21 protein-coding genes are annotated in these 22,251 nt (G+C 66.5%); 6 read left to right on the forward strand and 15 right to left on the reverse strand.

Annotated features, from left to right (window positions below):
• The 4 genes from ACK4MH_RS10770 (at nucleotide 1) to lexA (ending at nucleotide 3,247) form a co-directional block, all read left to right on the forward strand.
• Nucleotides 1–591 carry an anthranilate synthase component II gene (locus ACK4MH_RS10770; RefSeq protein ID WP_409718008.1) on the forward strand — a complete coding sequence of 197 codons (591 nt, stop codon included), beginning with the start codon at nucleotides 1–3 and terminating at the stop codon, nucleotides 589–591.
• A 2-nt stretch (nucleotides 592–593) separates the two neighbouring features.
• Entirely contained in the window at nucleotides 594–1,631 is a 1,038-nt protein-coding gene (trpD, locus tag ACK4MH_RS10775) for an anthranilate phosphoribosyltransferase (protein ID WP_409718010.1), read from the forward strand.
• Nucleotides 1,628–2,422, forward strand: a complete 795-nt coding sequence (trpC, locus tag ACK4MH_RS10780) for an indole-3-glycerol phosphate synthase TrpC (RefSeq protein WP_409718013.1) — start codon at nucleotides 1,628–1,630, stop codon at nucleotides 2,420–2,422. The genes trpD and trpC overlap by 4 nt, the downstream gene beginning before the upstream one ends.
• Before the next feature lie 129 nt (nucleotides 2,423–2,551).
• Entirely contained in the window at nucleotides 2,552–3,247 is a 696-nt protein-coding gene (gene lexA, locus ACK4MH_RS10785) for a transcriptional repressor LexA (protein ID WP_159851186.1), read from the forward strand.
• Here the strand turns inward: lexA and ACK4MH_RS10790 are convergent.
• The gene (locus ACK4MH_RS10790) at nucleotides 3,228–5,345 is read right to left on the reverse strand and encodes a ComEC/Rec2 family competence protein (protein ID WP_409718016.1); all 2,118 of its coding nucleotides are present in this window, start codon (nucleotides 5,343–5,345) and stop codon (nucleotides 3,228–3,230) included. The genes lexA and ACK4MH_RS10790 overlap by 20 nt on opposite strands.
• Before the next feature lie 67 nt (nucleotides 5,346–5,412).
• On the opposite strand from ACK4MH_RS10790, the gene gltX reads away from it, so the two are divergent.
• Both gltX and gltA read left to right on the forward strand, forming a co-directional pair.
• Complete coding sequence (gene gltX / locus ACK4MH_RS10795; RefSeq protein ID WP_409718019.1) at nucleotides 5,413–6,828, forward strand: glutamate--tRNA ligase; 1,416 nt, start codon at nucleotides 5,413–5,415, stop codon at nucleotides 6,826–6,828.
• A 66-nt stretch (nucleotides 6,829–6,894) separates the two neighbouring features.
• Nucleotides 6,895–8,196, forward strand: a complete 1,302-nt coding sequence (gltA, locus tag ACK4MH_RS10800) for a citrate synthase (protein ID WP_409718022.1) — start codon at nucleotides 6,895–6,897, stop codon at nucleotides 8,194–8,196.
• A 64-nt stretch (nucleotides 8,197–8,260) separates the two neighbouring features.
• Here the strand turns inward: gltA and ACK4MH_RS10805 are convergent, their stop codons facing one another.
• The 14 genes from ACK4MH_RS10805 to pyrH are packed head-to-tail and all read right to left on the reverse strand — an operon-like array spanning nucleotide 8,261 to nucleotide 22,058.
• Nucleotides 8,261–9,253, reverse strand: coding sequence for an FUSC family protein (locus tag ACK4MH_RS10805; protein ID WP_409718024.1), 993 nt, complete (start codon nucleotides 9,251–9,253; stop codon nucleotides 8,261–8,263).
• A gap of 2 nt (nucleotides 9,254–9,255) precedes the next feature.
• On the reverse strand, nucleotides 9,256–10,425 hold the full coding sequence (gene lpxB, locus ACK4MH_RS10810) for a lipid-A-disaccharide synthase (protein ID WP_409718026.1): 1,170 nt from the start codon (nucleotides 10,423–10,425) through the stop codon (nucleotides 9,256–9,258).
• Nucleotides 10,422–11,261, reverse strand: a complete 840-nt coding sequence (gene lpxI / locus ACK4MH_RS10815; RefSeq protein ID WP_409718028.1) for a UDP-2,3-diacylglucosamine diphosphatase — start codon at nucleotides 11,259–11,261, stop codon at nucleotides 10,422–10,424. Before lpxI ends, lpxB begins: the two co-directional genes overlap by 4 nt.
• Nucleotides 11,258–12,046: an acyl-ACP--UDP-N-acetylglucosamine O-acyltransferase gene (gene lpxA, locus ACK4MH_RS10820; RefSeq protein WP_409718030.1), complete on the reverse strand. Its 789-nt coding sequence runs from the start codon at nucleotides 12,044–12,046 to the stop codon at nucleotides 11,258–11,260. The genes lpxI and lpxA overlap by 4 nt, the downstream gene beginning before the upstream one ends.
• Nucleotides 12,046–12,522, reverse strand: a complete 477-nt coding sequence (gene fabZ / locus ACK4MH_RS10825) for a 3-hydroxyacyl-ACP dehydratase FabZ (protein ID WP_292148992.1) — start codon at nucleotides 12,520–12,522, stop codon at nucleotides 12,046–12,048. The genes lpxA and fabZ overlap by 1 nt, the downstream gene beginning before the upstream one ends.
• Nucleotides 12,523–12,524: 2 nt before the next feature.
• On the reverse strand, nucleotides 12,525–13,538 hold the full coding sequence (gene lpxD, locus ACK4MH_RS10830; protein WP_409718033.1) for a UDP-3-O-(3-hydroxymyristoyl)glucosamine N-acyltransferase: 1,014 nt from the start codon (nucleotides 13,536–13,538) through the stop codon (nucleotides 12,525–12,527).
• 7 nt (nucleotides 13,539–13,545) lie between these two features.
• Complete coding sequence (locus tag ACK4MH_RS10835) at nucleotides 13,546–14,145, reverse strand: OmpH family outer membrane protein (protein WP_409718035.1); 600 nt, start codon at nucleotides 14,143–14,145, stop codon at nucleotides 13,546–13,548.
• 32 nt (nucleotides 14,146–14,177) lie between these two features.
• Nucleotides 14,178–16,631, reverse strand: a complete 2,454-nt coding sequence (gene bamA, locus ACK4MH_RS10840; RefSeq protein WP_409718037.1) for an outer membrane protein assembly factor BamA — start codon at nucleotides 16,629–16,631, stop codon at nucleotides 14,178–14,180.
• A gap of 29 nt (nucleotides 16,632–16,660) precedes the next feature.
• Nucleotides 16,661–17,878, reverse strand: coding sequence for a M50 family metallopeptidase (locus ACK4MH_RS10845; protein ID WP_409718040.1), 1,218 nt, complete (start codon nucleotides 17,876–17,878; stop codon nucleotides 16,661–16,663).
• A gap of 27 nt (nucleotides 17,879–17,905) precedes the next feature.
• Nucleotides 17,906–19,102 (reverse strand): 1-deoxy-D-xylulose-5-phosphate reductoisomerase, encoded by a 1,197-nt coding sequence (gene dxr, locus ACK4MH_RS10850; RefSeq protein WP_409718043.1) that lies wholly within the window; start codon nucleotides 19,100–19,102, stop codon nucleotides 17,906–17,908.
• Nucleotides 19,099–19,917, reverse strand: a complete 819-nt coding sequence (locus ACK4MH_RS10855) for a phosphatidate cytidylyltransferase (protein ID WP_409718046.1) — start codon at nucleotides 19,915–19,917, stop codon at nucleotides 19,099–19,101. The genes dxr and ACK4MH_RS10855 overlap by 4 nt, the downstream gene beginning before the upstream one ends.
• Nucleotides 19,917–20,690: a polyprenyl diphosphate synthase gene (gene uppS, locus ACK4MH_RS10860; protein ID WP_409718049.1), complete on the reverse strand. Its 774-nt coding sequence runs from the start codon at nucleotides 20,688–20,690 to the stop codon at nucleotides 19,917–19,919. Before uppS ends, ACK4MH_RS10855 begins: the two co-directional genes overlap by 1 nt.
• 36 nt (nucleotides 20,691–20,726) lie before the next feature.
• Entirely contained in the window at nucleotides 20,727–21,284 is a 558-nt protein-coding gene (gene frr / locus ACK4MH_RS10865; RefSeq protein ID WP_135195906.1) for a ribosome recycling factor, read from the reverse strand.
• Between the two features lie 39 nt (nucleotides 21,285–21,323).
• Nucleotides 21,324–22,058: a UMP kinase gene (pyrH, locus tag ACK4MH_RS10870; protein ID WP_135195905.1), complete on the reverse strand. Its 735-nt coding sequence runs from the start codon at nucleotides 22,056–22,058 to the stop codon at nucleotides 21,324–21,326.
• Between the last annotated feature and the right edge of the window lie 193 nt (nucleotides 22,059–22,251).

Here is a 22,251-nt window from a genome sequence, read left to right on the forward strand (position 1 = left end):
ATGATCCTCGTCGTCGATAACTACGACAGCTTCACCTACAACCTCGTCCACTACCTCGCGGAGTTGGGCGCGCCGACGCATGTGGTGCGCAACGACGACCTGACGGTGGACGAAGCGTGGGCGCTGAACCCCGCCGCCGTGCTGTTGTCGCCCGGCCCCTGTGCGCCGGACCAGGCCGGCATCTGCCTGCCGCTGATCGAGACCGCTCCGCCGTCGATGCCGATCCTGGGCGTCTGCCTGGGCCATCAGGCGATCGGCCAGGCCTTCGGCGGCGACGTGATCCGCGCCAAGACCCTGATGCACGGCAAGACCTCGCCGATCCTGCACGAGGGCAAGAGCGTCTTCGCCGGTCTGCCGTCGCCCTTCACAGCCACCCGCTATCATTCGCTGGCCGTGAAGCGCGAGAGCCTGCCCGACTGTCTGGAGGTCACGTCCTGGACCGCCGATGGCGAGATCATGGGCCTGCAGCATCGCACCCGCCCGATCCACGGCGTGCAGTTCCATCCGGAGTCCATCGCCACCGAACACGGTCACGATATGCTGGCCAACTTCCTGGAGATCGCCGGCGTGAAGCGCCTCGCGGCCGCTTGACGGTGGAAGACGGATTCAAGCCGATCCTCGCCCGACTGGTCGAGGGCCATCCGCTGACATCGCAACAGGCGCACGACTTCTTCGCCGCCTGCCTGCGTGGCGAGCCGACCCCGTCGCAAGTCGCCGCCGCCGTCACCGCCATGCGGATGCGCGGCGAGACGGTGGATGAGATCGCCGCCTTCGCCGGCGCGATGCGAGAGGCGGCGCTGACGCTGGATCATCCCTACGAGGTGATCGACACCTGCGGCACCGGCGGCGACGGTCAGCACACCTATAACATCTCCACGGCCGCCGCCCTCGTTCTGGCCGGCGCTGGCCTCAAGGTCGCCAAGCACGGCAACCGGGCGATGTCTTCGAAATCAGGGTCTTCCGACGTTCTGTCGATCTTGGGCGTTAACCTGATGGCGGATCAGGCTCAACAGAGGAAGGCGCTGGACGAGGCCGGCATCTGCTTCCTGTTCGCCCCCGCCTACCACGGGGCCATGCGGCATGTCGGGCCCGTGCGGGCCGAGATTGGTTTCCGCACCGTTTTCAATCTTTTGGGCCCACTTTCAAACCCGGCGTCTGCGAAACGCCAGGTCATGGGCGTCTATGATCCTCGCCTGCTGGAGCCCCTGGCTGAGGTGCTGGGTCGGCTCGGCGCGACGCGCGCCTGGACGGTCCATGGACAGGGCCTGGACGAACTGGCGACCTCTGGATCGACGGAAGTGGCTGAATGGAGGGACGGCGCGGTTCGCCGTTTCCAGGTCACGCCCGAGGACGCCGGCCTGCCCCGCGCCTCCATCGAAGACATCCGTGGCGGCGACGCCGAGGAGAACGCCGTCGCCCTTCGCGCCTTGCTCGCGGGAGCCGCCGGTCCCTACCGCGACATCGTGCTGCTGAACGCCGCCGCCGCCCTCGTGGTATCGGACCGGGCGGCCGACCTTGCCGAAGGCGCTGTCCTCGCCGCCGCAGCCATCGACGATGGCCGGGCCGCCGAGGCTCTGGAGCGTCTGGCCCGCATCACCTCCACGCCGCTGGAAAGCCAAGACCCCGCATGACCGACGTTCTGGACCGTATCGCCGCCTACAAGCGTGAAGACGTCGCCGCCCGCATGGCCGCGACCTCGCAGGACGCGATCGAGGCGTTGGCCCGCACCGCTTCGGCTCCGCGTGGTTTCCGCGCCGCCCTAGAGCGTGTGGTAGAAGAAACCGGCCGCCCCGCCCTGATCGCAGAGATCAAGAAGGCCAGCCCGTCTAAGGGCCTGATCCGTCCCGACTTCGACCCGCCGGCCCTGGCACGTGCTTACCAAGCGGGCGGCGCGGCGTGCCTCTCGGTCCTGACCGACGGTCCCAGCTTCCAGGGCGATGACGCCTATCTGGGCCAGGCTCGTGACGCGGTCGCCCTGCCCTGTCTGCGCAAGGACTTCCTGGTCGATCCCTGGCAGGTGGCCGAAAGCCGCGCCCTGGGCGCCGACTGCATCCTGATCATCCTGGCCATGGTCGATGATCGGCTGGCTGCAGAACTGCTGTCCGAAGCCGAGCGCTTCGGCATGGACGCCCTCATCGAAACGCATGACGAGGAAGAGATGGCCCGCGCCTGTGCGCTCGGCGGTGATCTGGTCGGGGTCAATAATCGGTCGCTGCGCACCTTCGAGGTCGATCTGGAAGTGACCGAGCGCCTGTCGATGCTCAGCCCCGTCCGCGCCCTGCTGGTCGCCGAAAGCGGCATCTTCACGCCCGAGGATGTCGAGCGCGTCTCGGCCGCCCACGCCCAGGCCATTCTGGTCGGAGAGAGCCTGATGCGTCAGGCGGATGTCGAGGCGGCGACGCGGCAACTGCTGGCGGCCTGATCGCATTCCTTGCGTCACGCGGCGTCCCAAAGGCGCTGTTAAGTTGACATTAGGAAGGAACACTTACAGAACATCGACAAATGTTCACGGCCCGTTCCGATTCGTCGGCGGGCGCATGAGGGCCTGGCGATGCTCACGCGCAAGCAGCACGAACTGCTGATGTTCATCCACGAACGGATTCAGGAGACGGGCGTCTCTCCCTCGTTCGACGAGATGAAGGAGGCGCTAGACCTGGCGTCCAAGTCGGGCATCCACCGGCTGATCACAGCGCTGGAGGAGCGCGGCTTCATCCGCCGCCTCGCCCACCGCGCTCGCGCCCTGGAAGTCACCAAACTGCCCGAACAGGCCACGGCCGGCGCGCCGCGCGGCCGGGCCGGGTTCAAGCCTGACGTCATCGAAGGCGGCGGTGGCCGCGCCCTGGCGCCGCTTGCGGCCAATGATACCCGAGAACTGCCGTTGATGGGCAAGATCGCCGCCGGCACGCCGATCGACGCCATCGAGCACGAGACGGCGCGCTATCCCGTTCCTGAATCCATGCTGGGCTCGGGCGAACACTACCTGCTTGAGATCGAAGGCGATTCGATGATCGAGGCGGGCATTCTGAACGGCGACATGGTGGTCATCAAATCGACCGACAACGCCTCCTCGGGCGAGATCGTCGTGGCGCTGGTCGAAGGCGAACACGCGACGCTGAAGCGGCTTCGCAAGAAGGGCGCCTCCATCGCGCTGGAGCCCGCCAACCGCAACTACGAAACCAAGATCTACGGTTCGGATCAGGTCGCCGTTCAGGGCAAGCTGGTCGGCCTCATGCGCCGCTATCACTGACGTCCGGGTTGGGCTGGCGTGCCCAGGGGCGGTCGCCCCGCACGTCGGCCGTCCAGACGGCGCGCCATCGGCCCGTTTCAGACGGACTGACACGCCATAACTCGACCGCGCCGCCTCTGGCGAAATCGATGCCGTCGAGCAGCAGGCGATCCTGACAAGCACGTGGGATCGAGGTGACGACCGCACGCACGCTGACGACGGGGGCCGCGCGGCATAAGGCCTCCATCTGGTCCGGACTGGGAGCCTTGCGTCCCCACCAGATCGCGACAGGACCGACTTGCTCAGCCTCTGGCCGACAAGAAAAGCGCTCGCAAGCCCAGCCCGTCTCCGGCCGATCCGTCATGGTCAGGCCGCGTCTTCGCGACCACAGATCGACGGCGAACTCTCGGACGCCGGGCCTGACGACAATCGCCGCCTTCTCGCGGTGAAATGCGGCGTTTGTCCCCCCGTCGCCGATCCACACATCCGGCGTCGGCGCGCGCGGCCAAACCAGTACGGCCGCCGCCAGCGGCAGGCTCAGCCACCTCAGTCGTCCCTGCCACAGACAGACGAACAGCACCCCCAGGAAGGCGATCGGCAGGACATAGTCCGGCGCACTGGCCACCGTTCGCACCGCTCCCGGCAGCCCCGCCGTCCAGGTTCCGATCGCCAGCATCAGATCGACGCCCCATCCCGCAACCGCCAGGAAAGGCCCGCCCAATCCCAGCGGCTCCAACGCCGCGCCGATGGCCAGGGCCGGCATCAGAATGAAGTCCGCAACCGGCGACGTGGCCAGGTTCGCCAGCAACCCATACATGGCCGTGCGATTGAAATGCTGCATGGCGAACGGCCCGGTCGCTAGCCCCGCCACGACGCTGGCCGCTACGGCCGCCGTCAGCCATCCGCCGAACCGCTGGATCGCCAGGATCGGCCACGGGGCGGAAATCTCTCGCGTCCGCTTGGGCCAGGCCTCGACCAGGGCGACCAAGGCGGCGGTCGCCGCGAACGACATCTGGAAGCCCGGAGTGACGATGGCTTCCGGCTGGATGGCCAGGACGATGAAGGCCGCGACGGCCAGGCCGTGCATCGTCACCGCCTGCCGATCCAGCAGGATGGCCAGAAAGGCGATGGAGGCAGTGATGGCCGCCCGCTCGGCCGGGGGCGGCGCACCCGACACCACCAGATAGACGCCCAACGCCGTCAGCCCGGCCATGGCCGCGACCTTCTTGCCGTGAACCCGCAGGGCCAGCCAAGGCCAGGCCGCCACGCCCAGCCGCACGGCGAAGAAGACGAAACCGCCGACGATGGCCATGTGCAGACCGGACACCGACAGGATGTGCGCCAGGCCGGAATCCCGCATGACGTCCATGTCCTCCTGACTGATCCAGGTTTCGTGGCTGGTGGTCATGGCGGCGGCGATTCCGCCCGTCCGCTCGCCCAGGCGCGCCACGATCCTTTCCGCCAAGGCATAGCGCGCGCCATTTACGGCCATCGCCAACCGAAGCCGCCATGGCGGCGGCGCGAGATCGGCCGGCCGTGTCTCACCCAGGGCGAAGGCCACACCGCCCATACCCTGGAAGAAGGCGTTGCGGCCGAAATCATAGGCGCCGGGGCTGGCCGGCGCAGGCGGCGGATTGAGGATGCCGAACAGACGGATCGCCTCGCCGGGCCTGGGCGGTTCGCCCCTCACCGTCGCCCGCAAACGCACCGGGGTCTGTTCAGGCGTCAGTCCGCGTATCCAGACCGGCGCGATCACGATCCGCGCACCCCTCTGGCCAGGACTGTCTACGTCCACGACCCAGGCCTCGATCACGGTCGGCTCGCTCATTGCGGGCGCGATTGGGGCGGCGACCATTTCGGTGCGGACCTTGGCGGCCGCCAAACCGCCGGCGACACAGGCCAGCATCAATAGCGGCCAAGTCAGACGCCGCGCCCATCCCCGCCGCCTCGCCGCGATCCAGACTGCAAAGGCGACGACTGCGCCCAGCAACAGAGGCCACAACCCTGGCTCGATCCGCAGGGCGAAATAGACCGCGGCGCCGGCGCCGAATGCGACCGGCGCCCACAACCGCCATCGCAGTGTCTGCGCCGCGACCTCCTCGCCCAACCACGCGCGCAATCGCGCGGCGGGGGTAGGCTTTGCCGCGTCGGAGCGTATAAGGGCCTCGCTTACGGACCCATCGCCTATGACCTCACCCGCCTCGACTGTCGTCACCCGCTTCGCCCCCTCGCCGACAGGCTATCTGCATATCGGCGGGGCGAGAACCGCTTTGTTCAACTGGCTGTACGCCAAGAGACACGCTGGGCGTTTCCTGATCCGGGTCGAGGATACCGATCGCGAACGCTCGACCGATGAAGCGGTGAAGGCGATCTTCGACGGCCTGAGCTGGCTGGAGCTGTTCGCCGACGAAGAGCCGGTGTTCCAGTACAGCCGCGCCGACCGCCACCGCGAGGTGGTCGATCAACTGCTCGAAACGGGCCACGCCTACCGCGACTTCACTTCTGCCGAGGACACCGGCCGTCTGCGTGACGAAGCCAAGGCCGAAAGACGCTCATTCGAATCGCCTTGGCGCGACCGCGAGCCCACGGTCGATGATCTGGCCCTGCCCCATGTCGTGCGCTTCCGCCGCCCCAAGGCGACGACCGTCACCGTCGCCGACGAAGTTCAGGGTTCGGTCAGCTGGTCCACCGAAGATCTCGACGACCTGGTGCTGCTGCGCTCGGACGGTGCGCCGACCTATAACCTCGCCGTCGTCGTGGACGACCACGACATGGGCGTGACCCACGTCATTCGCGGCGATGACCATCTGAACAACGCCGCCCGTCAGAGCCTGATCTACGACGCCCTGGGCTGGACCCGGCCGACCTTCGCCCACATCCCCCTGATCCACGGGCCCGACGGCGCCAAACTGTCGAAACGGCACGGGGCCCAGGCGGTGCATGAATATGCCGAGATGGGCTATGTGCCCGAGGCCATGCGCAACTATCTGGCCCGTCTGGGGTGGGCGCACGGCGATGACGAGCTGTTCAGCGACGCCCAGGCGGTGGAATGGTTCGACCTCGCGGGCATCGGCAAGGCCCCCGCTCGTCTGGACTACGACAAGCTGGCCCACGTCAATTCTCACTGGCTGCGACTTGCGGACGACGAGCGCCTGGCCAAGCTGACGCTGGACATGCACCTGCAGCGCGGCCACATCCTCGCCGAGGCGGACGAAGCCCGGCTTCAACGCGCCATGCCCTTCTTGAAGGACCGCGCCAAGACAGTGCTGGACCTGGCCGATCAGACCGCATTCGTCCTGAAGACTCGCCCGCTGGTTCTCGACGACAAGGGACTGGCCCTGCTGACCGGTGAGACGCTGGAGCGCCTCGGTCGCCTGCGTGACCGGCTGGCTCTGTTCCAGTCCTGGGACGTTTTCGCGCTGGAAGCCGAGCTCAAAGCCTTCGCCGAATCCGAGGGCGTCGGCTTCGGCAAGATCGGTCCGCCGATGCGTATGGCTCTTACCGCAGGGTCAACATCACCTGATATTGCACGAACTTTGTCGGCTCTTGGGCGCGACGAAAGTCTCGGGCGCTTGGATGATGCGCTGCAACAGACTAAGTGATCACCCACAAACCAAAAAGCGGCCGACGCCTCCCCGCGCCTGGACGTATGATGCAAAGGGGCATTCATGACTGAACAAGCCAAACCCGCCAGCTCGGCGACCCTGTCCTTCGAGGACAAGACCGTCGAGTTGCCGGTCCTTTCGGGCTCCACCGGCCCGGACGTCATCGACATCCGCAAGCTCTATGCGGGAACGGGCGCCTTCACCTTCGATCCGGGCTTTACCTCCACCGCTGCGTGCGAATCGGCCCTGACCTATATCGACGGCGACGCCGGCGTGCTGCTGCACCGTGGCTATCCCATCGACCAGCTGGCGTCGAAGTCGAACTTCGTGGAGGTCTGCCACCTGCTGCTGCACGGCGAGCTGCCGACGGCCGAGCAGTTCGAGAAGTTCGAAGACAGCATCACCATGCACACGATGCTGCACAGCCAGTTCGACCGCTTCTTCGAGGGTTTCCGCCGCGACGCCCACCCGATGGCCATCATGGTCGGCACCGTCGGCGCCCTGTCAGCCTTCTATCACGACAGCCTGGACATCCATGATCCGGTCCAGCGCGACATCTCGGCCATCCGCCTGATCGCCAAGATGCCCACCATCGCGGCCCGCGCCTATAAATATCACATCGGCCAGCCGTTCGTGTCGCCGCGCAACGACCTGTCCTACGCCGAGAACTTCCTGCGCATGTGCTTCGCCGTGCCGGCCGAGGACTATAACGTCGATCCGGCCCTGGTGCGCGCCATGGACCGCATCTTCACCCTGCACGCCGACCACGAACAGAACGCCTCCACCTCGACCGTCCGCCTGGCCGGTTCGTCGGGCGCCAATCCCTTCGCCTGTATCGCCGCCGGCATCGCCTGCCTGTGGGGCCCGTCGCACGGCGGCGCCAACGAAGAGGCGCTGACCATGCTCAAACAGATCGGCACGCCGGAAAACATCCCCGATTTCATCCAGGGCGTGAAGGACCGCAAGTACAAGCTGATGGGCTTCGGCCACCGCGTGTACAAGAACTACGATCCGCGCGCCAAAGTCATGCAACAGTCGGCCTATGAAGTCCTGGCCGCCACGGGCCGCGAGAACGACCCTCTGTTCCTGGTCGCCAAGGAGCTGGAGAAGGTCGCCCTGTCGGACGAATACTTCACTTCGCGCAAGCTGTTCCCGAACGTCGACTTCTATTCGGGCATCACCCTGTCGGCGATGGGCTTCCCGACCAGCATGTTCACCGTGCTGTTCGCCCTGGCCCGCACCGTGGGCTGGATCGCCCAGTGGCAAGAAATGATGGCCGATCCGTCGCAGAAGATCGGCCGCCCGCGTCAGCTCTACACGGGCCCGACCGAGCGCGACTACGTGCCGATCGAACAGCGCGGCTGATCGACGGCTTCACGTCTGAAAATGTAGAACGCCGGGGAGCCATCCCCGGCGTTTTTGTTTGCCGTCAGACCAGCTTCAGATCGGCGAACCGCGCGGCCAGATCGTCCAGATCGCGGTGCATGTGCGCCACGCCGATGGCGGCGGCGCCCAAGGCCATGTCGTCGCCCTCCACGGCGATGGACAGGGCCAGGCTCTGGTTGATCGGCCCCATCGGCGCGGCGGCCTTACCCTGCGAAAGGGCTTCCAGCCGCGCCACCGCACGCGCAGCGTCCTGCGACCAGGGATCCAGCCTCGCGCCTGCGCCTTCGGCCTGAAAACCACGCCCCAGAATCACGATGTCGCTGCGCACACGCCAGAAGGCGCGCGCCAAGGCGGCGCGGTCGGCCGTTTCACGCTGCGGCCCCGGCAGATCGATCACGTTCTTCGCCGCCTGGCCCAGCGCATCCAGCCGTCGTTTCAGATCGGCATGGCGTCGGGTGATCTCGGACGCGTCCGACGGATCGCCCTTAGACACAAAAGCCAAAAGCGCCGCCGCTTCGCCTGCCGCCTCACGCGCCTGCAGCTTGAACGACTGGCGGGCGTGCCGGGGAAACAGCGCCAGGATAGCCAGGACCCCCACGCCGCTGCCGACCAGGATTTCCATCACGCGATCCAGCGCCAGCGAGGCCGGCCCTTCCGCCCCGGTCCCGCCGGCGATGACGATGGTCGCCGTCACGGGTGCGATCTTCAGCCAGGGGCGCCCGGTTCCGAAAAACGCCAGCAAGGCCGTGGATGCGGCGATGCTCAGGGCCATGCTTTCCATGCCGGGCGGACGCAGGAAGGCGAAGACCGCACCGGCCAACGCGCCCGTCACCGTGCCGATCGCCCGATCCCGCGCGACGGTCAGCACCCCGCCCCCGACGCTGGCCTGGATGACGACGATGGCGGAGATCACGCTCCAGTAGGGGTGCGGCAGGTTCAGCCAGGTGGCGAGATAGAGGGCCGCCATGGCGCCGACCGCCATCTGCAACGCGGCCCGCACCTCGGCAGCGCGCCGAGGACTGAGGGCCCGCCCCATCGTCAGCTCTTCAGCTTGGCGGCGATGACTTTCAGCACCGCGTCCGCCGCCAACTCCGACGGGTCCGCTCCGCCGCGCCCCATCAAGTCCAGGGCCGCTGTCTGACGTTGCGCCTGCTCGACCGCCATGGCCGGATCGGAGAGCAACCGACCGACCGCCGCCGCCAGGATGGCGGGCGTCGCCTCATGCTGGATGAACTCCGGTGCGATCCTGTCGTCGGCGGCGACGTTGAACAGAGTGACGTGTTTCGCCGTCACCATCCGCTTCATCAGCTGATAGCTCAGCCCGTCGATCCTGTAGGCGATGACCATCGGCGCGCCGGCCAGGGCCAGCTCTGTCGAAACCGTGCCGCTTGTGGCCAGGGCGACCGTCGCGGCGCGCATGGCGTCGTACTTCTCGGCCTCGTCCACCAGATGCGCCCGGAACGGCCAGGCGGCGACCCGTCCCGCGACATCCCTTGCCACGGTCCCGGCGGCGACGACGGCGATTTCCAGCGTCGGATCAATGGCCTTCAACTTGCCGATCGCCGCCTCATAGACCGGCGTCATCCGCGTGATTTCGCTGGGGCGGCTGCCTGGAAGCACCAGCAGCAGCTTGGCGTCGGCGGCGATGCCGCGTCGCGCACGGAAGGCTGCGCCGTCGGCGCCGGTCATATCGACGTGCAGGGCGGAAGAGCCGACCACGGTCGTCGGCAAACCTTCACGCTCGAACCAGGGGGCGTCGAAGCTATATAGCGCCAGCAGATGATCCACCGCACCCGCCAGCGTCCTGGCCCGGCCCGGCCGGGACGCCCACACCTGCGGCCCGACGTATTTTATCAGAGGCACATCCGGCCGCGCGGCGCGGATGGCCTTGGCCACACGAATGGTGAAGCCCCAGCTGTCGATCAGGACCACGGCGCCGGGCTTTTCTCGTTCGGCCAACGCCGCCGTCTCCTCGACGCGGCGCTTGACCTTGCCGTAGGCGCGCAGGCCCTCGATCCAGCCCAGGATCGACAGTTCGGCGATGTTGAACGGGCTGACCACGCCTTCTATCGCCATCCGGGGACCGCCGACGCCGACGAAAGTGACGTCCGCACCCAGCCGCGCTTTCAACGCCCTGGCCAGACCGGCGCCGAGCGCATCACCCGAGGCCTCGGCCGCCACCAGCATGATCTTCAAGGGGCGGCTCATCGCGCTTCGCCCCAGACGAACAGACCCAGACGGTCGGCCGCCGCGATTATGGCCGCGCGGTCGATCAGGATCAGCCGTCCCGCCACCCCGCCGATGCCGGCCAGACCCGCCGCCGCCGCCATCTCGACCGTGCGCGGCCCGATCACCGGCATGTCCACCCGCAGGTCCTGGATTGGCTTGGGCGCCTTGCCCAGCGCGCCCTTGCGATCGCCGGCCGAGCCGCGCAGATCGGCCGGTAGCCCGGCGACCCGGCTGAGCATGGCGTCGGTCCCTTCCTGCGCCTCGACCGCCAGGACAAGGCCGTCACAGACGACGGCACCCTGCCCGATGTCCAGTTCGCCCGATTTTTCCGCGACGTGCAGCGCCTTCTTCAGGTCGGCCAGCTGCTCCGGCGTCGGCGACACGGCGCCCAGCGCCCCGGCAGCCAGCATTTCACCGCCCAGAATGTCGTCGGCGCCCTCGACGGCGAAGCCCTCGGCCTCGAACACTGACAGGATCTTGCGCAACAGGGCGTCGTCGCCCTTGGACGCCGCCGCCACGATGCCGGGCAGTAGGGTCGCGCCCTTGAAATCGGGCTTCAACGTCTTGAAATCCGGCCGATTGACGATGCCAGCCAGACAGACAGTCGTGCAGCCCTCTGCCTTCAGCGCCTTCAGGATCGCCCCGATCTGCGCCATGCCGAACTCGGCGCCGGGCCAGCACGCCAGATGGGGATCGGCGAACCCGGCCAAGCGGATCAGGAAGACTGGCCGCCCCTCGGCGTCGCACCGCGCCGCCACCGCCGCCGGCAGGTCGCCGCCGCCGGCGATCAGGCCCAGCTTGCCAAACCCAGTCATTCCGCGTTCGGCAGGCACAGCGGACGCCGCCCGCCGTCGCGGATGAAGGCGATGATCTCCATGATCTCGGGCAGGTCGGCATAGGCCTGGGCCACGCCGTCGATCCGACCCGCAAATTCGCCCTGCCCCTCGAACAGGTCACGATAGGCCGCCAGCAACCGCCGCACCTGGTCCTTGCCGTAGCCTTTGCGCTTCAGCCCGATCAGGTTCAGCCCGCGCAGCCGCGCATGATTGCCCCAGGCCGAGCCGTAGGGGATGACGTCGCGGGTCACGGCGGCCAGACCGCCGATGATCGCCCCCTGCCCCACACGTCCGTTCTGGTGGACGGCGCACAGCCCGCCCAGGAAGACCTTGTCCCCGACGTGGGCATGGCCGCCAAGGGTGGCGTTGTTGGCCATGACGACATTGTTCCCGACCACGCAGTCGTGGCCCACGTGGGCGCCGGTCATGAACAGGTTGTTGGACCCGACGACGGTCACGCCCGTCCCCTGCGGCGTGCCCCGATTGAACGTGCAATGCTCGCGGACCAGGTTGTTCTCGCCGATCTCCAGTCGCACCGGCTCGCCCTTGTAGCCGTTGTGCTGCGGGTCGCCGCCGATGACGGCGAACGGATGGATCACCGTCCCGGCGCCCACCGTCGTATCCTGCTGAACCACCACATGGCTGACCAGGCGCACGCCCTCGGCCAGCACCACGTTCGGCCCCACGGTGCACCAAGGCCCGACCTGGACCCCGTTGGCCAGGGTCGCCGTGGCGTCGATCAGGGCGGTCGGGTGGATGGTCATCAGGCGGCAGGCTCTGTCGCTGGAGTAGGCACCGTCACGACCATGGCCATGAACTCCGCCTCAGCCGCCAGCTTGCCGTCGATGAAGGTCTCGCCGCGGAACTTGTAGGCGTCGCCGCGCGCCTTGATCACCTTGACCTCCATCCGCAGCTGGTCGCCCGGCCGCGCCGGCTTGCGGAAGCGCACCCCGTCGATGGACATGAACATGATGACCTTGTCGGCCACGGCGACGTCCAGGGTCTTGGACATCAGCAGGGCTCCCGTCTGGGCCATAGCCTCCACGATCAGCACGCCGGGCATGACGGGGTCGATCGGGAAATGGCCCTGGAAGAAGGGTTCGTTGTGGCTGACGTTCTTGATGCCGACGATAGAGGTGCGAGGCACGAAGGCCTCCGCCTTGTCCACCAGCAGGAAGGGGTAGCGGTGCGGCAGCCGCCGCATCACCTCGGCGTAATCGATCTTGCCGTCTTCGCTCATCCCTATGATTCCTTCGGGGCCTTCTTTGAAGAGGCCTGTTTGGCGAGCCAGATGGTTTCGCGCAAGAACTGTCGGATGGGACGCGCCGGATAACCGGACCAGGTCTCGCCTGCCGGAATGTTCGCCAGCACCCCGGCCCCGGCCGCGACCCGAGCGCCCTCGCCGATGGTGATGTGGTCGCCGATCCCCGCCTTGCCGCCGAAGATGACATTGTCGCCGCTGGTCACCGAGCCCGAAATGCCCGTGTTGGCGGCCATCAGATTGTTTCGGCCGATGACGCAGTTGTGGCCCACCATGACCAGATTATCGATCTTGGTGTTCTCGCCGATGACCGTGTCATCATAGGCGCCGCGATCGATGCAGGAGTTGGCGCCGACCGTCACCCCGTCCTGCAGGATGACGCGGCCCAGTTGGGGAATATCCATGGCGCCGGCGGCCGTACCGGTGGCGCCGAAACCCGCCTCGCCGATCCGTGCTCCGGCGTACAGCTTCACCCGGTCGCCGATCAGGGCGAAGCCGACGGTGACGTTCGAGCCGATGACGCACTCCCGGCCGATCTGCACGCCCGGCGCAATGACGCTGTTGGCGCCGATGCGGGACCCCCGACCGATACGGACGCCCTTGCCCAGGATCGCGCCCGGTTCGACCACAACGCTGTCGTCCTCGGCCGCTTCGTCAGGCGTGATCGCTGTATCGAGCGTGACAGCGCGGTGCAGCAGAAGCGACGCCTTGGCCCAGGCGGCCTGAGGCGTTCTCGAAACGATCACGGCGGCGTCTACAGGCGCCGCGTCCTTGGCCTCGGCCTGCACGATCACGCAGCCGGCCTTCGTCGCCGCCAGGGCGGAGGCGAACTTGCGGTCGCCCAGAAACGCGATCGCGCCCCGGTCCGCAGAGGACAGGGGCGCGACGGAGGCAATCATGCGATCCCCACCCCGCTCGACCTCGCCGCCAATCTGCGCCGCCAGGTCGGCGACGCTGAGGGGCGACAGGGTTTCGAAGAAGCGAGGATCCGGCATCGGCGGCTTAGTTGGCGGCTGCCGGTTGTGCTTGCGTCTGAGCCGGCACCGGCATGCGGTTGAAGCTCAAGGTCGGCAGGGCGGTGTTCAGGCGCTGGATCGCCAGGTCGGTCACGTCCATGGCGGGGTTCATCATGAAGACGCTCTCACGGTCGAGCAGCAGACCGCAGCCCTTCTCTTGATAGAGCGCGGTCAGGATCGGCGAGACGGCTTCGGTGATGGCCTGACGCTGCATGCCCAGGGTGTAGCGCAGCTCGTTCTCACGGGTGGATTCCAGCTGCTGGGCTTCCTGCGCGCGCTGCTGCAGGGCCTGACGGCGCTGTTGCAACTGGTCGGCCGGCAGGCTGGCGCCCGACGTCTGCAGCTGCTGGGCCTCGGTCTGGATCTGCGTGGCGTAGGGTTGCAGTTCGCCTTGAACTTCCTGAGCCAGTTGTTGCATGCGGGCCTCAACGGCCTGACCGGCCGATGATTGGGCCAGCAGACGCGCGTTATAATAGACGCAGACGCCGGGGATGACCGGGCCGGGGTTGGCGGGCGCCTGTTGCGCCGAAGCGGCGGTGGCGAGAAGCGAAGCGGCGGCGGTCGCCGCGATGATCAGAGCTTTCATAGGATTTCCTCGTGCGGTCTAAAAAGCCGCGATTAGAACTGGGTGGAGGTCGAGAAGCGGAAGGATTCCGTCTTGTCGTAGTCTTCCTTGGACAGCACCTTGGAGATGTCGAAGCGGATCGGCCCCATCGGCGACCTCCAGTGAATGCTGATGCCGGCCGACGCGCGCAGCGACAGCTCGTCGGCGATATTTGTGTTCACGGTGCCCGTGGACGTCAGCTTGTAACGGTCGTCCAGCACGCCCAGCGTGCCCACATCCGCGAACAGCGAGGTCTTGATACCGTACTGCTCGGGCAGATAGTTCGGCAGGGTCAGCTCGACCGTGCCGATGGCGTAGAAGTTGCCGCCCAGAGCGTCGGTCGTGGTCAGGTCGCGCGGCCCCATACCGGCCGTCTCGAAACCACGGAAGCTGTTGCCGCCCTTGAAGAAGCGGTCGTTGATGCGGATCGGGTCGCCGTTCCAGCCGCTGACATAACCGGTCGAGCCCTGAACGCTGACGACCCAAGCGGGAGTAAAGCCATAGTACCAGCTGGCGTCGGCCTCGGTCTTCACATAGTTCACGTCGCCGCCCAGACCCGCCAGATCCTGACGCAGCGAGCCCGCCCAGCCGCGCGTCGGGCGGATGGGGTCGTTGGTGTAGTTCATCTGCAGCGTGTAGCCCGCCGACGAGTTGATGTAGCTGCCGACCTGATCGCACAGCGCCGAAGACCCCTGACCCGCGCCGTCACAATAGCCGGTCGGCACGATGATCTCGTCCGACTTCAGGAAGTAGCGCGTGCTGAGCAGCATATTGCCGTTCAGCGGATAGGACAGACGCAGGCCCGCGCCGGTCGAGCGGTAGTCGTACGAAGAATATTCGCTGAGGTCGTAGCGCGAGTGGAATACGTCGAAGCCGGCCCGCAGGTCACGGCCCAGGAACTTCGGCTCGGTGAAGCGGAAGTCCACCTGCTGGCGCAGCGAACCCCATTCCAGACGCGCGACGACGTTCTGGCCGCGTCCGCGGAAGTTCCGCTCGGAAATGCCCAGGTTGACGGTGAAGCTGTCGACCGAGCTGAAGCCCGCGCCGACGGACAGTTCGCCGGTGGGCTGTTCCTGGACGTTGACGTTGATGATTGAACGGTCCGGCGCGCTGCCGCGCGTTTCCTCGACCGTCACGTCCTTGAAGAAGCCCAGCGCGCGCAGATTATTGCGTGAACGCTCCATCAGGGCGCGGTTGAAGGCGTCGCCCTCGGTCAGCAGCAGTTCGCGACGGATGACCGGGTCGATGGTGCGGGTGTTGCCCACCACGTTGATGCGGTCGATGTAGACTCGTTGGCCTTCCGACACATTGAAGGTCACATCGACCGTGTCCGTCTCGGGATTGGCCTTGTAGGTCGGGTTGATCTCGACGAAGGCGTAGCCCGCCGAACCGGCGGCGAAGGTTAGGGCGTCGACCGCCTGCTCGATCTTGTCGCTCTCGTACAGATCGCCCGAACGGATCGGGATCAGACGTTGCAGGAAGTCCGCGTTCAGACGGTCGTTCTGGGTGACGACCTTGACCTCGCCGAAGTTGTACTTGTCGCCTTCGTTCAACGTCAGCGTCAGCTGGAACGCTTGATCGTCGGGCTGCAGCTCGGCGACCGACGAGACGACACGGAAATCATAGAAGCCGCGGTTGGTGTAGAACTTCCGCAGTTGCTCCTGATCGTATTCCAGGCGGTTGGGGTCGTAGTTGTCGTTGTTGGAGAAGAACTTCCACCAAGTGGACTTCTCGGTGACCATAACCCCGCGCACGTCGCGATCAGAGAAGGCGTCGTTGCCCAGGACGTTGATTGCGCTGATGCCGGTCTGAGGACCTTCGTTGATCTCGAAGATCACATCGACGCGGTTTTGCTCAAGCTGAACCAGCTTGGGCGTCACGGTCGCGGAAATCCGGCCTTGCAGGCGATACAGCTCGACGATGGCTCCTACGTCTTCCTGCACCTTGGCGCGGGTATAGATGCCGCGCGGCGCCAGGGTGACTTCCTTGGTCAGCTTATCCTGGGAAAGCGCCTTGTTCCCCTCGAACACCACCTGATTGATGATCGGGTTTTCGACGATCTGAACGATCAGGTCGCCGTTCTGGATGCCCAGCTGAACGTCGGCGAACAGGCCGGTGCGCGACAGGGTGCGCACGGCGACGTCCAGCACCGAGGCGTCCACCGCGTCACCGGGACGGATCGGCAGATAGGACAGGACTGTCGTCTGATCGATCCGCTGGGCGCCCTGCACGATGATGCGATTGATTGTGATCGTCTGCGGCGCAGCGATCTCGACACGAGGCTCAGCGCCGGCGGCAGGCGCTTGCGGCGTTCCGGTCTGAGCGGGCGCTGGTGCCGGCGTGGCGGGCGCCGTCGCGGGCGCAGTCTGAGCCAGGGCAGGCGCACCGAGGCCGGCGGCGACGGCCAGAGCCAGCAGGCTGGAACGGGCGCTGAGTCGAACGGCGGCGCGAGAGGTCATGTCATTCATTCGGGAAACCATCGGGGGCTGGCGTCGGCTCACGAGACGAGCCCGCCGAGGAATTGGAAGAGGTTGAGCTTCTGTAGGTCGTTCCACGTCGCGAACAACATAAATCCCGCCAAAAGCGCAAGGCCTGCACGATAGCCCATCTCCTGGAACCGCGCCGACACAGGCTGCCGTGCCACGGCTTCATAACCGTAGAAAAGCAGATGCCCGCCGTCGAGGATCGGGATGGGAAGAAGGTTTAGAAAGCCGATTCCGATCGAAAGTATGGCGGCCAAGGTTGTCAGCGTCAGCACGAGGTTAATCGCGATGGCGCTCGGCGCCGGGTTTGCCTCGACCGCAGCGGTCGTCAGCGACCCTGTCGCCTTGGCGATGCCTAACGGTCCGCTGAACTGATCGCCCGACTCGCGACCGGTCACCAGACGCCCGAGATAGGTCAGGGTCGAGCCGATCACGTCGCCTGTCTGGCGCACGCCCTCGACCACGGCGCCGACCGGGCCATAGCGGACATGGCGCACATCGCCGGCCGACGACCCAAGGCCCAGACCGATGCGGCCGACCTTCACCCGTCCGGCGATGGGATCGTTCTCTTCGCGGCGTTCGGGCGTCGCGATCAGTTCGACGGGCCGTCCAGCGCGCTCGACGGTGAAGCGGACGGGATCGCCGGTGGACAGCATGACGGTGCGCGTCACCGCGCTGCCGTCCTTGATGGGCTTGCCGTTCACGTCGGTGATCAGGTCGCCGACCTGGAAGCCAGCGGCGGCTGCGGGCGATCCCGCCTGAACCTGAGCCACGCGGGCGGGGCGCAACGAAACGCCCACGGCCATGAAGACGACCGCAAAGATGGTGATGGCCAGGATGAAGTTGGCGATGGGTCCGGCGGCGACGATCAATGCGCGCTGCCACACGGGCTTGAAGTGGAAATAATCACGCTCGGCGCCCGGCCCGCGCTCGGCGACCACACGCTGGCGCAGTTCGTCCAGCCCTGCCCTGTCCGGCACGCTGGATGCGTCCAGATCACCGGAGAACTTCACATATCCGCCCAGTGGCAGCCAACCCAGCCGCCATTCGATGCCGTGACGATCGGTGCGGCTGAACACAGCCTTGCCGAAGCCGACCGCGAAGCGATCCACCTTCACGCCAAAGGCGCGCGCGACGAGGAAGTGACCCAGTTCATGGATGGTGACGATGAACGTCAGCACCAGCAGGAACGAGGCGATTGAGATCAGGACCTGACCCAGGACGCCCAGCATTCGAAAATCGTCTCCCCTGGCCTGCTATCAGGCCGCGTTCGCAAGACCGGCGATGACGGTTTCGGCCATTCGACGCGTTTCGGCATCGACCGACAGGGCCGCGCCGCAGGCGTCTCCAGAACCGAAAGCCATTCCCGCTTTCGTCGCACGCTCAAGGGTTTCGGCGACGACTGCGGCAATATTGAGAAAGGCCAGCTTGCGGTCAAGAAATGCGAAGGCCGCGACCTCATTCGCCGCATTGAACACGGCGGGCGTCGCGCCCCCCGCCTTCAACGCCTGACGGGCCAGATCCAGCGCCGGAAAACGCACCAGATCGGGCGCCTCGAACGTCAGCCGCCCCAGGGCCGCAAGGTCCAGCTTGGGCGCTGGCCAGGCGATACGGTCAGGCCAGGCCAGGGCGCAGGCGATGGGCGTGCGCATATCCGGCGGCCCCATCTGAGCCAACGTCGAACCATCCACATATTCCACAAGGCTGTGGATGATCGATTCGGGGTGCACCACCACGTCGATTCGGTCCTGCGGCATATCGAACAGATAGGCCGCCTCGATCATCTCCAGGCCCTTGTTGGCCATGGTGGCGCTGTCGACCGAAATCTTGGCCCCCATGCTCCAGTTCGGATGGGCCACAGCCTGTTCGGGCGTGATGCCGGTCATCTGGTCGCGCGGGGTCTGTCGGAAAGGCCCGCCCGATGCGGTCAGGATCAACCTGGACACCCGCTCGGGCGCATCGGCCGGAAAGACCTGGAAGATGGCCGAATGCTCGGAATCGACCGGGATCAGCCGCCCCCCTGCCCGCTTGACCCGCTCGATCAGCGCCGGGCCGCAGCAGACCAGGCTTTCCTTGTTGGCCAGCGCCAGGGTCGCGCCGGTGGCCGCAGCCGCCCAGGCCGACTTCAGTCCCGCCGCACCTACGATGGCGGCCATGATCCAATCGACCGGCCGCGTCGCCGCTTCGACGATGGCGGCGTCGCCGGCGGCCACCGCGATGTCCGTTCCTGCCAAGGCGTCTCGCAACGCGTCCAGTCGCGCCGGATCGGCCGTGACCGCCAGTTTCGGACGCCAGCGCCGGGCCTGTTCGGCCAGTTTGGCGATGTTCGCCCCGCCGGTCAGCGCCTCGACCTCGAAAACGCCCGTGCCCGTCGCTTCGGCCTGATCCATCAGGTCCAGCGTCGAGGCGCCGACCGAGCCGGTCGAGCCCAGGACCGTGACGCGACGCCGGATCACGCTCCGCGCTCCAGCATCAGAACGACCAGCCGCCCCGCCGCGACAATGACAACCGCGAACATAAGGCCGTCGACACGGTCCAACAGGCCGCCGTGGCCGGGAATGGTGTTGCCCGCGTCCTTGACCCCAAACCGACGCTTCAGGCCCGATTCCCACAGGTCGCCGCCCATGGTCGCCAGCGCCGCCGCAAGCCCCAGAATCGCACCCCAAAATATGGTCAGCCGGCCCATGTCGAACCAAGCGGTAATGGCGGCGCCGGCCACCGCCCCCGCAAGAATACCGCCGATGAAGCCCGACCACGTCTTGTTGGGCGAATAGCGCGGCCAAAGCTTGGGGCCGCCGAACGTCGATCCTGCCAGATAGGCCAAGATGTCCGCCGACCAAGTCACGGCGAAGACCAGCGCCGTCCAGTGCAGGCCCACGGGGCTTTCGCCGTCCCGGAGCCAGATCAGCAGAATTGAAGGCCAGCCGAGATAAAGCACGCCGTAGGCCGCATCGACCGCCTGTTGTCCGCGCTTGCGGGCGAGCAGGCCCGCGGCCGCGGCACCAAATACCAAGGTGACAAAAGCCACCGACATGACGCCGAAGTAGGCGCTGACGACGGAGGCTACGACCGCAAGAGCAACGGCCAAGCCGATCGGCCGCGGCGCTTTAGGCGCGCTCATTGCGCCCCATTCGAAAGCGAGAACGACGGCGGCGGCGACGACCAGCGCCAGGAACCAAACGCCTCCAAACCAGGTCGCAGCGACCGCAGCCGGCGCCAGCACGGCGGCGGAAGCGGCCCTCAACGCAATGTCACGCCCCTTGACCGCCATCAGGCCGTCGCGCGCTCAGGCGCGACCACACGGCCGCCATAGCGACGGTCACGTTGACCGAAGGCCGAGATCGCCTCGGCCAGCGCCATGGGTCCATAGTCGGGCCACAGAATGTCTTGGAACACCAGTTCGGCGTAGGCGGCTTCCCACAGGAGGAAGTTCGACAGGCGCTGCTCGCCGGATGTGCGGACGATCAGGTCCAGCGGCGGCGAACCCGCCGTCGCCAGCCCTGAGGTCAGGACCGCCTCGGTGATCGGCTCGACCGTTTCGCCGGCCAACACCCGCTCCATGTGCCGCCGCGCAGCATCCACCAGATCGGCCCGGCCGCCATAGTTGAAGGCGACCTGCAGCAGGAAACGATCATTATGCGCCGTCTGGCTTTCGGCCTTTTCGATGATGGCGGCGATGTCTACAGGCAGGCCTTCGCGACGGCCCAGTATCTTCAGGCGCACACCCGCCTTGGTCAGACGCGCCAGATCGCTGGCGACATAGGTCCGCACCAGCCCCATCAGATCCGACACCTCGTCTTCCGGTCGGCTCCAGTTCTCGGTCGAGAAACCGAACACGGTTAGACAGTCGATGCCCAAGTCCGGCGCCGCCTGGATCGTGCGCTTCAACGCCTGCACGCCCTCACGGTGGCCCAGCGCCCGCGGCAGGCCGCGCGCCTGCGCCCAACGTCCATTGCCGTCCATGATGATGGCGACATGGCGCGGCCCATCCGGGCCCCGTTCCTTTGGGCTTTGGCCTGAAGGCGCGGCGCTGTCTGCCGTCATCTGTGGTGTGATCCCTTCAGGGCCAAGCCGTTTCGTCTAGACCTGCATGATCTCTTGTTCCTTGGTCTTCAAGGCTTCGTCGATGCGCTTGATGGCCGCGTCGGTTTCCTTCTGGACCTCGGTCTCCATCTTCTTCTGTTCGTCCTGACTGATCTCGCCGGCCTTCTCGGCCTTCTTGAGGTCGTCGTTGGCGTCACGGCGGACGTTACGGACCGAAATCTTCTGCTGCTCGGTGTATTTGCCGGCCAGCTTGACCAGATCCTTGCGGCGTTCCTCGGTCAGCGGCGGCACGGGGATGCGCAGCGTCTGGCCGTCGACGATGGGGTTCAGGCCCAGGTTGGCGTTGCGGATCGCCTTTTCGACGGCGACGACCATGCCCTTGTCCCAGACATTGACGCTGATCATGCGCGGCTCGGGCACGCTGATGGCGGCGACGGCGCTCAGCGGAGAGGCCGAGCCATAGGCTTCGACCCGCACAGGCTCCAGCAGGCCCGCGTTGGCGCGTCCGGTGCGCAGGCCGCTGAACTCTTCCTTCAGGGCGGTGACCGACCGCTCCATGCGGTCGCGATAGGTCTTCAGTTCAGGCTTTGCCATGGTCTTGGTCTCTCTTGTCTTTCCTGGTCACGCAGACGTTCAAGCGACGTCCTGAATGACCGTGAACGTGCCTTCGCCGGTCAGGGTCCGGCGCAGCGAGTTTTCTTCACGAATGGAGAAGACCACGATCGGTATGCCCGTGTCGCGCATCATGGCGATGGCCGAGGCATCCATGACCCGCAGGTCCTTGGCCAGGACATCCTGGTAGGTCAGGGTTTCATAGCGGGTGGCGGTCGGGTCCTTCTTGGGGTCGGCGGTATAGACGCCGTCCACGCTGGTGCCCTTCAGCAACGCGTCGCAGCCCATTTCGGCGGCGCGCAGGGCCGCGCCCGAGTCTGTCGTGAAGAAGGGTGCGCCGACGCCGGCGGCGAAGATCACGACACGGCCCTTTTCCAGATGACGCAGGGCGCGCCGGCGGATGTAGGGTTCGGCGATGGCGGCCATGGGAATGGCGCTCTGTACGCGGGTCGAGACGCCGATCTTCTCCAGCGCCGACTGCATCGCCAGGGCGTTCATGATGGTCGCCAGCATGCCCATATAGTCGGCCTGTGATCGCTCCATACCCGCCGCCGCCTTGGACAGGCCGCGGAAGATGTTGCCGCCGCCGATCACCAGGCAGATCTCGACGCCTTCCGCCGCCACGTCCGCGACGGCCTTGGCGACCGCATCGACCGTCTTCATGTCGACGCCGAACGACTGATCGCCCATCAGCACTTCGCCGGAAACCTTCAGCAGGACGCGTTTGTAGCGGAAGGTCGAGGTGGCGTCGGGCATGCGGGAAGGTCCGTTTGACTGCGGCGCCATTGAATCAGGCGACTTCTTATAGACGAAAGGCGCGCCGGCCATAAAGCCGAACGCGCCCTTCTGATACAAAACCCTCACGAATGAGGGGAAGATTTCTTAGTTGCCGCCCATCATGGAGGCGACTTCCGACGCGAAGTCGGGGCCTTCGACCTTCTCGACGCCT

Source organism: Brevundimonas sp. (assembly GCF_046295075.1).
Taxonomy (GTDB): Bacteria; Pseudomonadota; Alphaproteobacteria; order Caulobacterales; family Caulobacteraceae; genus Brevundimonas.